Raw genomic sequence first — 8,000 nt, forward strand, 5'->3', positions numbered from 1 at the left:
GTCGTCGTCGATCACCGTCGCGTCGGCCGCGAACGCCGACAACAGGTCGTGGGCATTCGCCTTGCGCTGGGGATCGGCCTCGCGCAGGTACCTCACGATCGCCGCCGGCAACTGCTTCGCCAGGTCGGCCGCGCCCGGATCGGGTGGTGTCTGAATCGTCATCAATCGCCTTTCGAAGGTGAGGGTGAACGCGGTGCACCTCGCGTGTTCGCGCCGGCGTGCCGCGCCCTGACATGTACACGACCATCTCCGCTTCGGGCGCAGGTCAGGTGGCCCTGATCTCCTGGAGGATCCAGGTGTTGCCGTCCGGGTCGGCGAAGTCGGCAAGGCTTGCGTACGGCCGGCGCTGAGGATCGACTCCTGGTGCGAAGTCGCCGGCCCAGGTGTCGACCGGTGCCTTGTGCCGGATGTCGCCGACCTTGATGCCTCGGGCAACGAGATCTGCGTGCGCCGCCGCGAGGTCGCGGACCACGAGACAGTTCGACCGCGAACACCCCGGCGATGCGTCCGTCAGCCCTTCGCCGAACTGGATCGAGCAGGCCGATCCCGGTGGCGTCATCTGCACGACACGGAACCCGTCGCGCGGGTGGTAGTCGACGTCGACGGCGAAGCCCAGCGACTTGTAGAAGGCCAGCGACGCGTTCACATCGCTGACGGGGATCGTGAGTACTTGGATCGAATAGTCCATCACATGTCCAGAACGAGGTCGGTGGCCGGACGGGAGCGGCAGATCAGCACCTGGCCGTCCGGTGGTGGTTCGAGGGGCGCGAGCGAGTACGTGAGCTCACCCGACAACGGTGGCGTGATGCAGTTGTGGCAAACGCCCGTGCGACAGCTCCAGCGGCTGGGACGTCACATGCCTCAGCCAGCTCGAGCAGACTGCCGTCAGGCATCGGAGTCGAGACGCCGCTCCTGGCGAACGTCACCGACACCACAGTCGCTTCGCTCATCCGGACAGTTCCTCCACCGTCAGGTCACGGTCGACACCGTGGGAGACCACTCCCTGGCCAGGCTCCAACCGCAGCCGCGTGCCGTCCAATTCCACCTCGACCTTGTCCGGCTCGAACGACACCAGTCCGGAGATCCGCCGTACCTCGGTCCAGGCGTCCTCGTAGGACCAGGCTGCCCGGTGCGCGGCGCCGATGTCGTAGTAGCTGCACAGGCCCTTGTACGGACAGAAGGTCTGGCCCTCGACCGCGGTCAGGGCGGTGGTGTCGACGTCTTCGCGCGGTACGTACCAGCGCGGCGCGAAGCCGGACTCGTACAGCACCACCGGCCGGGACGAGTCCGCGACGACCCGGTCGCCGTCCCGGACCACCAGATGCCGACTGGTCTGCCGGATGTCGATGCGGTGATACGGGTCGGCCGCATGCCCGACGATCCGCTCGTCCTCCTCGTAGAAGGCATCCATGGCCCGCCACGCGAACGCAACCCGCCCTTTCAAGTCGCCGGCGTGGTCCGGGAGGTCCGTGTGTTGCCACGCTGCACGGGCCTTCTGCGCATCACCGGCCGTCACCGTGAACCACGTCGTAGTACCGAGATCCTTGTGCTTCGTCGTCCGGTCCTCGGCCGTCAGTACGTCGGGCACGACGTCCTCGAGCGGGAAATACGCCACCGGATACCGGCCCGGCTCGTGCAGCAGGATGACGTCCTCGCTGTCGGCAATCCAGCTGTCACCGAACCGCACCCGCATCCGCCGCCGCGACGGCTCCGCGAACAACAACCGCTCCGGCAGCTCCACCGGAACCAGAAACCTCCCGACCGCTCCACCAGCCAACGGCCCCTGCTGCCACGCCAACCCCATCGCACTACTCCTCTCAGATCAGCGGCTCGCCACCGTCGACATCGGCCGGGGCCTTCGCGTGCTACCGCTCGTACCGCCCATCGAACCGCGATCCCCGCGCCTGGTCGACGAATGTCAGTCCGACCGCGGTCCTGTCCTCGACGATCCATCGCAGCTCGTAGGTCGCCCGATAGGACGGCGGCCAGAACGAGCTGAACCTGCCGTCCTCCACCGACCACGTCCCCTGCGTTGCGCTGCTGCCTTCGGTGTACGTCGTGGCGCCCGACGCCTCGAACACCTGCCGCGCCCCGTCGCCGTATCGGAGCGGGGCCGCGGTCACCGCCCGCGCGATGTCCGCGGGGCCGACAACCTGTCCGTTGCTCAGAGGCTCCATCACCGCTCCCCCTTCCGCTGCACGGTGAAGCCCAGCTGTCCGAGCACCTTCACCGCACCTGCTTTGCCGCCCTCGAAGTCGGCGGACGCCAAGCGGTGTCCGGTCGCGAACTCGAAGGCCGTACCCAGGATCGCCTTCGGCGGGTACGTCCGCCCGTCGCGGACCAGCTCGTACGTCGTCGTGGGCGCGAACCCGTGCTCGGCGAAGAACGGCTCGGCACCCAGCCGGTCGTACTCGTCCATCGCCCGCTCGACCTCGGCCGGCGTCACCTCTTCCCAGTCGATCATGCCCGCACGCTCCTTCAGCCTCGGTACGCCTCGAGGAGGCGCAACCAGACCTCGCTGATGGTCGGGAACGACGGGACCGCGTGCCACAACCGGTCGATCGTGACCTGACCCGCGACCGCCACCGTCGCCGAGTGCAGGAGCTCGGTCACCCCCGGGCCGACGAACGTGACGCCGAGCAGGGTCCGGGTGTCCTCGTCCACGACCATCCGCGCGCGGCCGCGGTACCCGTCGGCGTACAGCTTGGCGCCGACCACGACCTCACCGATCTCGACGTCGACCACGCGGGTCCGGAAGCCGTCCGCCGCAGCCCTGGCCGCCGTCCGTCCGACGGATGCCGCCTCGGGCGTGGTGAAGACCACCTGCGGTACGGCGGCAGCGTCGGCGGTGGTGACGTGGGGCCCCCAGCTGGTCAGCTCGAGCGGCCGGTCGGCGGCCTGGTCGACGATCGCCTGGCCGGCGATCCGCGCCTGGTACTTGCCCTGGTGGGTGAGCAGCGCCCGGTGGTTCACGTCGCCGAGCGCGTACAGCCAACCGTCGTCGACACCGCGGACCCGGCAGGTGTCGTCGACGTCGAGCCAGGTCCCGGACGGCAGCCCGACCGTGTCCAGACCGATGTCGCCGGTCAACGGGATCCGCCCGATCGCGAACAGCACCTCGTCGGCCTCGACCGTGCCTCCGTCGTCGAGTACAACCGTCACCGGCCCGCTCTCGACGGGGCGACGCAACGACTCGACGATCGATGCCGTCCGCACCGTCACGCCCTCGGCGGTCAGCTCTTCGGCCACCAACTCGCCCGCGAAGGGCTCCATCTGCGTCAGCAGTCGGTGCTCGCGTGCGATCAGGGTGACTTCCGCGCCCAGCCCGTGCCAGGCGGTCGCCATCTCGACGCCGACGGGGCCGCCGCCGACGACCACCAGCCGGTCCGGTACCACGCTGCTGTCGGTCGCATGCCGGTTCGTCCAGGGCCGTGCTTCGGCGATACCCGGGAGGTCCGGCGCCGCGGCGATGCTGCCTGTGCAGATCGCTACCGCCTGTCGTGCCGTCAGCACCACCACCCGGTCGTCGGCCGTCGTCACCGCGACCCGGCGCGGACCGTCGAGCCGGCCGTGGCCGCGAACCAGGGTCGCGCCGATGCTGCCGACCCACTTCGCCTGACCGGTGTCGTCCCAGTCGGTCACGTACCGGTCGCGGCGACCGAAAACGCCCTTGGCGTCAATCGATCCTGTCACCGCCTCCCGCGCGCCGTCGACCTCCATCGCCTCCGCGATCGCGACCACCGGCCGCAGCATCGCCTTGCTCGGGATGCAGGCCCAGTACGAGCACTCGCCGCCGACGAGCTCACGCTCGACGACAGCCACCGTCAGGCCACCGGCCCGGGCCCGGTCGGCCAGCGACTGGCCGATCGGCCCGGCACCGATCACGACAACGTCGAACTCCTGCGTTTCCTCTGTACTGGTCACGACAGCGACTGTGCGCCAGCCGGCCCCGGTACCGCGTCCGTCAGATCCCCGGTGTGCGGCACCGGTGATCCCCGGGCTCAGCCGGAGCCAGGCAACTGCTGATGCCGCAACTGCCTGCGGGACGTCAACTGGAGCTTCGCGAACACCTTGCCGAGGTGCCATTCGACCGTTCGCGGGCTGAGGAAGAGCCGAGCGGCGATTTCCGCGTTGGACAGGCCGTCCGCGACCAGCCGGGCGATCTGCGCCTCCTGCGCGGTCAGCAGGTCCGGCGTCTCCGGGCCTGGGTTCGTCGGCACCGAGTCACCGGCCGCCCGCAACTCGCCGGCTGATCGCTCCGCGAACGCCTGCATCCCCATCCGCTCGAACTGCTCGTACGCCGTCCGCAGCTCGGCTCGCGCCTCGGTCACGCGGGCCGCCCGGCGGAGCCACTCGCCGTACAGGAGGTGACTGCGGGCGAGCTCGCCGTGGATCCGCGTCTGCGCGAGGTGCTCGATCGCCGCGCGGTAGTGCGCCTCCGCGTCGTCGTCGGCCGCGAGCAGCGCCCGGCATCTCGCTTCGACGCCGAGTCCCCACGCCGTCCGCGTGGCCTGGGTCGTCTCGGCCAACCGCTCGCAGGCCACCTCGGCCTCGGTGCGACGCCCCAGCCGCACTGCTGCTTCCGTCAGCTCGGCCAGCACGGCCCACGGCTCGACGCCCATGACCGGCGGCCGCTGCGAGGCTTTCGCCGCCTCGGTGAACGCCTCGTCGTACCGCCCCAGGCTGTTGTTCAGGACTGCGGCGGCCATCCCGGTCAGGATCAGTCCGAAACTCTCTCCGCGACGTTTCGCCTCCAGTTCCGCCTGCACGATCAACGCGCGGGCGCGTTGCTCATGGCCTTGCCAGGCGGCCAGCAGCAAGGCACCGTACGGAGCCATCGGCAAGCCGGTGACCTCGTTCACCGCGTCGAGCTCGGTCCGCAGTCCAGCGGCCTGCTGAAGCTCACCGGTCAGCACGTGCGCACCCATCCGGACGCTGAGCGCCAGCGGCAGCGTCGCCATCGCCCCGAGTTCACGCGCCATGTCGAGGTGGCGCTGGTTGTCGAGGGTCTGCTCGTTCCAGAGATTGCCGGCCACGATGTGCGCGAGCCAGAACCACTGCATCGACTCGGTCGTCAGCTCCAGCTCCTGGAAGGCCGCCAGCGCATCGGTCAGCAGCGGTACCGCGGCCGCATAGCCTTCCGTGAAGCGCAGCGCCAGGCCGTCCAGCAGCAGGTCGGTCGCACTCGGAGAGCTCGGCCGGACCGCGTTCCGGGCCGCCGCGGCAACCTCACCGAGGCTCTTCGAGGACAAGCAGTCGTCGGCGAACATCGCCGCGAACACCGCGTCCAAGTACGTCTCACGAGCCGTTCGCGGGTCGATGGTCTCCAGGTTCCGTGCCGCCCGTAGCAGCAGCGGTGGCGCGTCGGCGCCACGGTTGGCGGTGAACGCGATCTGCGCCCGGAGCAGGTCGATCCCAGCCCGCGTCCGGTCGTCGAGCCGGCCGGCCTCGGCGACCGGCAGCAGCCGCAGCGCGTCGTCGGCATGCCCGGCCTGGTGATAGGCCCGGGCGGCGGCGATCGCCCGTTCCGTACGACGCGCCGCCTCGCCGCTCAGCTCCGCCGCCCGCGACAGGAAGGCGGCGGCGGCGATCAGGCCGCCGCGGCCCTGCGCCCGCGCGGCCGACTCCTCGAGCTCGGCGGCGACGTCCTCGTCCGGACCGTTCACCGCCTGCGCACGGTGCCAAGCTCGCCGATCGGGATCGGTGTCCGGATCGGTGACCGACGCGAGCGCGGCGTGTGCCTGGCGGAGCTCGTCCGGCGCGGCCGAACGGTAGACGGCCGACCGAACCAGCGAGTGCCGGAACCGGAATCGCGTCCCGAGCTCAACCAGGCCGGACGCCTCCGCCGGCCCGGCGGCCGGCAGACCGATGCCGAGCGTCTCGGCGGCGCGCCACGTCAGCATCGGGTCGCCGAGTGGCTCGGCCGCCGCGATCACCAGCAGCCGCCGGGAGTCGGCGGGCAGCTCGTTCAGCGCGCGAACGTAGGTCTCCTCGACCGAAGGCGGCACGAGCTGCGACCCCGGCAGACCGAATCCACCGGCCAGCCGCGCCGGGCCGAGCGTCCGCGGCGCCTCGATCAGCGCGAGCGGAATCCCTCGTGATTCCGCGACGATCTGATCGAGCACCTGCGCGTCCGCGGGACCGGGCAGTACCGAGCGGAGCAGCTCGCGCGCGTCGTCGTCGGCGAGCCCTTCGAGCACCAACTCCGGGATGCCGTCAAAATCCTTGGCCGCAGCACAGTCCCGTGCCGCGAACACCATCGCGATCCGCTCGGCGACCATGCGCCGGGCGGCGAAGGTGAGCGCCTGCAGCGACGCGGCGTCGAACCACTGCGCGTCGTCGACGATGCAGACCAGCGGCTGTCTGGTCGCCGCCTCGGCCAGCAGGCTCAAGGTGCCCAGGCTGATCAAGAAGGGGTCGGGAGGCGGCCCGGACCGCAGCCCGAAGGCGGTCGACAGCGCGTTGCGCTGCGGTTCCGGGAGGACGTCGAGCCGATCCAGGAACGGCCGGCAGATCTGGTGCAGGCCCGCGAAGGCCAATTCCTGTTCGGCCTCGACGCCGGCCACCGACGCCACCCGGCAGTCGGTCGCCTGCCCGACGAAGTGGTCGAGCAACGCGGTCTTGCCGACGCCGGCCTCCCCGCACACGACGAGACTGCGGCTGCGACCCGCGCGGACAGCATCGAGCAGGCCGCTCAGCAGCCGACTCTCGTCCCGGCGATCGTGCAACACGTTGCGGAGTGTACGTCGCCACCTCTCCGGCCCGGAGCGGACTCACCAACCCCGAGAGCTCATCCACGCTGTCCCTGACAGGCCTCAGGACAGTCCACCCGAGTCGACGCAGTACCTGCCCTGACGTTCGGTGATCATCAGCAGCACCGCGTCGCAGCTCCGGCACCGCCCGACGATCCCCGGACCGTTCGGGTAGACCGCCAGCTCGGCGACGTACCCCGTACGGCCGCAATCTTGGCAGGCATAGCCGCCCGCGGTGACATCGCGGCCGAAAAGGTCCTGCAGCAGGCCGGCGATCGCGTTGCCGTCCACCGGTGTCATCGTGCCACCTCCGTTCCACCGAAGCGTTCGGTCCGGATCCGGAGCGGATCGTGGCCCAACGCAACCAAATCGTTCGCCGCGGCCTCCACGAAGCCGGTCGGCCCGCAGATGTAGGTCAGCGGCCGGTCCGCGGCCGGCCAGCCGGTCTCCGTCAGCAGCTCGCCGTCGATCCGCCGCCGGTACCCCCGCCAGCTGCTCGCCGGCTCCCGCGTCAACGTGACCGAAATGTCGAACAGGTCGTACGCTGCGATCTCCATCAACTCGTCACGGTAGATCAGCAGGTCCAGGCACCGGGCCGAGCACAGCACCCGCACCGGGACCCGGCTGCCGGCCGCACGGTGGTGCCGCAGCATCGACCGCAGCGGGACGAGACCCGACCCGCCTGCCACCAGGAACAACGGTCCGCCGAACTCGTCGCCCCACACGAAGTACCCGCCGACCGGGCCGCGGAGCTCGAGTTCGTCCCCCACCCGCAGCTCGTCGACGAGATACGGCGAGACCTCGCCGTTCTCGATCCGCTCGACGGTCAGCGCGACGTACTCGTCCTCGGGCGCCGACGCGATCGAGTAGCTCCGCTGGGCTTGGTACCCGTCGGGCGCGGTCAGCCGCACGTCCACGTGCTGCCCGGCGCGGTGGGTCGTCCACTCAGGAACGGCGAGCTTGATCGTGCGGGCACGTGCGGTCTCCTGGACCGCTTCGACCACGGTCCCGGTCTGCCAGCTCAGTCGCGGCTGAAACGCTGTTCTTTCCACGAGGCTCCGTCGTTCGGGTCTTCGATTCGATCACCCAGCGCATCCGCCGCGCCCCCGGGAACTCCCCAGTCCTGCCCCGGGCCTTCTCAAGCGTTCAGGCTGTCCTCCGTGGAGGTCGAGAACAGGTGCAGCTTCTCGGGGTCCGGCGCCAGGTGGACGACGGTGCCCTTGTCGTTGTGCAGGCGGGTGCCGATCC

The 8,000-nt window shown here is 70.4% G+C and carries 9 protein-coding genes; all 9 read right to left on the reverse strand.

Going from position 1 to position 8,000, the window contains the following annotated elements:
- Positions 1-265: 265 nt before the first annotated feature.
- The 9 genes from ACWEOO_RS41725 to ACWEOO_RS41765 all read right to left on the reverse strand — a co-directional run bounded on the left by ACWEOO_RS41725 (position 266) and on the right by ACWEOO_RS41765 (position 7,804).
- Complete coding sequence (locus ACWEOO_RS41725) at positions 266-688, reverse strand: VOC family protein (RefSeq protein ID WP_452147782.1); 423 nt, start codon at positions 686-688, stop codon at positions 266-268.
- On the reverse strand, positions 688-795 hold the full coding sequence (locus tag ACWEOO_RS41730; RefSeq protein ID WP_452147783.1) for a hypothetical protein: 108 nt from the start codon (positions 793-795) through the stop codon (positions 688-690). The genes ACWEOO_RS41725 and ACWEOO_RS41730 overlap by 1 nt, the downstream gene beginning before the upstream one ends.
- Positions 796-946: 151 nt before the next feature.
- Positions 947-1,804, reverse strand: a complete 858-nt coding sequence (locus tag ACWEOO_RS41735) for a DUF427 domain-containing protein (RefSeq protein WP_452147784.1) — start codon at positions 1,802-1,804, stop codon at positions 947-949.
- A gap of 61 nt (positions 1,805-1,865) precedes the next feature.
- Positions 1,866-2,177: a hypothetical protein gene (locus ACWEOO_RS41740; protein ID WP_452147785.1), complete on the reverse strand. Its 312-nt coding sequence runs from the start codon at positions 2,175-2,177 to the stop codon at positions 1,866-1,868.
- Positions 2,177-2,464 (reverse strand): hypothetical protein, encoded by a 288-nt coding sequence (locus tag ACWEOO_RS41745; RefSeq protein WP_452147786.1) that lies wholly within the window; start codon positions 2,462-2,464, stop codon positions 2,177-2,179. The genes ACWEOO_RS41740 and ACWEOO_RS41745 overlap by 1 nt, the downstream gene beginning before the upstream one ends.
- A gap of 14 nt (positions 2,465-2,478) precedes the next feature.
- A complete protein-coding gene (locus tag ACWEOO_RS41750; protein ID WP_452147787.1) occupies positions 2,479-3,924 on the reverse strand; it encodes a dihydrolipoyl dehydrogenase family protein in 1,446 nt (481 codons plus the stop codon).
- Positions 3,925-4,001: 77 nt separating this feature from the next.
- Positions 4,002-6,731 (reverse strand): ATP-binding protein, encoded by a 2,730-nt coding sequence (locus tag ACWEOO_RS41755; RefSeq protein WP_452147788.1) that lies wholly within the window; start codon positions 6,729-6,731, stop codon positions 4,002-4,004.
- Positions 6,732-6,815: 84 nt separating this feature from the next.
- Positions 6,816-7,052: a DUF6510 family protein gene (locus tag ACWEOO_RS41760; RefSeq protein ID WP_452147789.1), complete on the reverse strand. Its 237-nt coding sequence runs from the start codon at positions 7,050-7,052 to the stop codon at positions 6,816-6,818.
- Complete coding sequence (locus tag ACWEOO_RS41765) at positions 7,049-7,804, reverse strand: ferredoxin reductase (RefSeq protein WP_452147790.1); 756 nt, start codon at positions 7,802-7,804, stop codon at positions 7,049-7,051. Before ACWEOO_RS41765 ends, ACWEOO_RS41760 begins: the two co-directional genes overlap by 4 nt.
- Positions 7,805-8,000 lie beyond the last annotated feature (196 nt).

Source organism: Kribbella sp. NPDC004138, assembly GCF_053603655.1.

Coding starts and splice junctions, on each gene's coding strand:
- ACWEOO_RS41725 (WP_452147782.1), bottom strand. CDS start 688: ATGGACTATTCGATCCAAGTACTCACGATCCCCGTCAGCGATGTGAAC.
- ACWEOO_RS41735 (WP_452147784.1), bottom strand. CDS start 1,804: ATGGGGTTGGCGTGGCAGCAGGGGCCGTTGGCTGGTGGAGCGGTCGGG.
- ACWEOO_RS41760 (WP_452147789.1), bottom strand. CDS start 7,052: ATGACACCGGTGGACGGCAACGCGATCGCCGGCCTGCTGCAGGACCTT.
- ACWEOO_RS41745 (WP_452147786.1), bottom strand. CDS start 2,464: ATGATCGACTGGGAAGAGGTGACGCCGGCCGAGGTCGAGCGGGCGATG.
- ACWEOO_RS41740 (WP_452147785.1), bottom strand. CDS start 2,177: ATGGAGCCTCTGAGCAACGGACAGGTTGTCGGCCCCGCGGACATCGCG.